The sequence below is a fragment of the Desmospora activa DSM 45169 genome (genome assembly GCF_003046315.1).
Taxonomy (GTDB): Bacteria; Bacillota; Bacilli; order Thermoactinomycetales; family DSM-45169; genus Desmospora; species Desmospora activa.
In genome coordinates this window covers 1-3234 of sequence record NZ_PZZP01000011.1, presented here as the reverse complement: position 1 = coordinate 3234, position 3234 = coordinate 1, and the positions used below count along the sequence as shown (strand labels likewise).

General features: G+C 56.8%; 2 rRNA genes. Both read left to right on the top strand.

The features are described 5' to 3' along the window. Window positions 1-45 precede the first annotated feature (45 nt). Window positions 46-2978: ribosomal RNA gene (locus tag C8J48_RS18455) — 23S ribosomal RNA — on the top strand. 139 nt (window positions 2979-3117) lie between these two features. Then, window positions 3118-3234, top strand: a 5S ribosomal RNA gene (gene rrf / locus C8J48_RS18450).

The following is a 3234-nucleotide window of genomic DNA, read 5'->3' as shown; positions in this document are numbered from 1 at the left end:
AAGTGCAACTTGCACCGGATACACATTTTCACCGGAGTGATTTGAGGAGAAGTTAGAAAGGGCACACGGTGGATGCCTTGGCGCCAGGAGCCGATGAAGGACGGGGCGAACACCGATATGCCCCGGGGAGCCGTAAGCAGGCTTTGATCCGGGGATTTCCGAATGGGGCAACCCGCCAGCGCGAACCGCTGGCACTCCCACCTGAACACATAGGGTGGGGTGAGGCAGACCGGGGGAACTGAAACATCTTAGTACCCCGAGGAAGAGAAAGCAAACGCGATTCCCTTAGTAGCGGCGAGCGAACGGGGAACAGCCCAAACCGATCGTCTCTGACGATCGGGGTTGTGGGGCGTCCTACATGGAGTTACAAAAGTGGAAGGTAGGCGAAGTGGCCTGGAACGGCCCGCCATAGCAGGTAATAGCCCTGTAGCCGAAACCTTCCACCCTCCAGGACGGACCCCGAGTACCGCGGAACACGAGAAATTCCGTGGGAATCCGGGAGGACCACCTCCCAAGGCTAAATACTCCCTGGCGACCGATAGTGAACCAGTACCGTGAGGGAAAGGTGAAAAGCACCCCGGGAGGGGAGTGAAATAGAACCTGAAACCGTGTGCTTACAAGCAGTCGGAGCGGACCTGATCCGTGACGGCGTGCCTTTTGTAGAATGAACCGGCGAGTGACGATGCCGTGCAAGGTTAAGGTGAGAAGCCGGAGCCGCAGCGAAAGCGAGTCTGAATAGGGCGCATCAGTACGTCGTCGTCGACCCGAAACCGGGTGATCTACCCATGTCCAGGGTGAAGCTGAGGTAAAACTTAGTGGAGGCCCGAACCCACTGGTGTTGAAAAACCAGGGGATGAGGTGTGGGTAGGGGTGAAATGCCAATCGAACCCGGAGATAGCTGGTTCTCCCCGAAATAGCTTTAGGGCTAGCCTCGGATTAAAGTCGCGGAGGTAGAGCACTGATTGGGCTAGGGGCCTGTCAAGGGTTACCGAACTCAGTCAAACTCCGAATGCCGCATACTTGATGTCCGGGAGTCAGACTGCGAGTGCTAAGATCCGTAGTCGAAAGGGAAACAGCCCAGACCACCAGCTAAGGTCCCTAAGTGCATGTTAAGTGGGAAAGGATGTGGAGTCGCATAGACAACCAGGATGTTGGCTTAGAAGCAGCCATCATTGAAAGAGTGCGTAATAGCTCACTGGTCCAGGGACTCTGCGCCGAAAATGTAACGGGGCTAAACATGCCACCGAAGCTGTGGATCCGTAAGGATGGTAGGGGAGCGTTCCCAGGGCGTTGAAGTCGTCTCGTGAGAGGCGGTGGAGCGCTGGGAAGTGAGAATGCCGGTATGAGTAACGAAAAGAGGGGTGAGAATCCCCTCCGCCGTAAGCCTAAGGTTTCCTGAGGAAGGTTCGTCCGCTCAGGGTAAGTCGGGACCTAAGCCGAGGCTGAAAAGCGTAGGCGATGGACAACAGGTGGAAATTCCTGTACCACCTTCCGCCGTCTGAGTGACGGGGGGACGCAGGAGGGTAGGAGAGCGCGCGACTGGATGCGCGTCTAAATGGTGAGGCTGAAGGAAGAGGCAAATCCCTTCCTTCTCAAGGCTGGGCCATGGGCGAGGGAAATTACAGTACCGAAGTCTTTGATCTCACACTGCCAAGAAAAGCCTCTAGCGAGGCGGAAGGTGCCCGTACCGCAAACCGACACAGGTAGGCGAGGAGAGAATCCTCAGGCGCGCGGGAAAACTCTCGTTAAGGAACTCGGCAAAATGACCCCGTAACTTCGGGAGAAGGGGTGCCCCGGTAGGGTGGTCTTCGGACTGCTCGAGGGGGCCGCAGTGAAGAGGCCCAAGCGACTGTTTAGCAAAAACACAGGTCTCTGCGAAGCCGCAAGGCGAAGTATAGGGGCTGACGCCTGCCCGGTGCTGGAAGGTTAAGGGGAAGGGTTAGCTTACGCGAAGCTCTGAACCGAAGCCCCAGTAAACGGCGGCCGTAACTATAACGGTCCTAAGGTAGCGAAATTCCTTGTCGGGTAAGTTCCGACCCGCACGAAAGGCGTAACGACTTGGGCGCTGTCTCAACGAGAGACCCGGTGAAATTGTAGTACCAGTGAAGATGCTGGTTACCCGCGACAGGACGGAAAGACCCCGTGGAGCTTTACTGTAGCCTGATATTGGATTTTGGTACGATCTGTACAGGATAGGTGGGAGCCTGAGAATCCGGACCGCCAGGTTCGGAGGAGGCAATGGTGGGATACCACCCTGATCGTGCTGGAGTTCTAACCGACATCCGTGATCCGGATGCGGGACCGTGTCAGGTGGGCAGTTTGACTGGGGCGGTCGCCTCCTAAAAAGTAACGGAGGCGCCCCAAGGTTCCCTCAGCGCGGTTGGAAATCGCGCTCAAGAGTGCAAAGGCAGAAGGGAGCTTGACTGTGAGACCTACAAGTCGAGCAGGGACGAAAGTCGGGCTTAGTGATCCGGTGGTTCCGAGTGGAAGGGCCATCGCTCAACGGATAAAAGCTACCCCGGGGATAACAGGCTAATCTCCCCCAAGAGTCCACATCGACGGGGAGGTTTGGCACCTCGATGTCGGCTCGTCGCATCCTGGGGCTGAAGTAGGTCCCAAGGGTTGGGCTGTTCGCCCATTAAAGCGGCACGCGAGCTGGGTTCAGAACGTCGTGAGACAGTTCGGTCCCTATCCGTCGCGGGCGCAGGAAATTTGAGAGGAGCTGTCCTTAGTACGAGAGGACCGGGATGGACGCACCGCTGGTGTACCAGTTGTGTCGCCAGATGCATCGCTGGGTAGCCAAGTGCGGAAGGGATAAGCGCTGAAAGCATCTAAGCGTGAAGCCCCCCTCAAGATGAGATTTCCCATTCCCTCAGTGGAAGTAAGACCCCTTGAAGATGACGAGGTAGATCGGTCCGAGGTGTAAGCGCAGTGATGTGTTTAGCTGACGGATACGAATCGGTCGAGGACTTCTCCTGAAATGACTCCGAAGTTTAAAGCGCAATGCGCAGAACACTCTCCACACCGTGGAGAACACATTCTTGTGCTTGACCCGTATCCAGTTTTCAGGGTGTGACCCTGAAACAAGGAAGTCCCTCACAGGGACAACCGCATACGTCTGGTGATGATAGCGGAGGGGATCCACCCGTTCCCATCCCGAACACGGCAGTTAAGCCCTCCAGCGCCGATGGTACTTGGGGCGCAGGCCCCTGGGAGAGTAGGACGTTGCCAGGC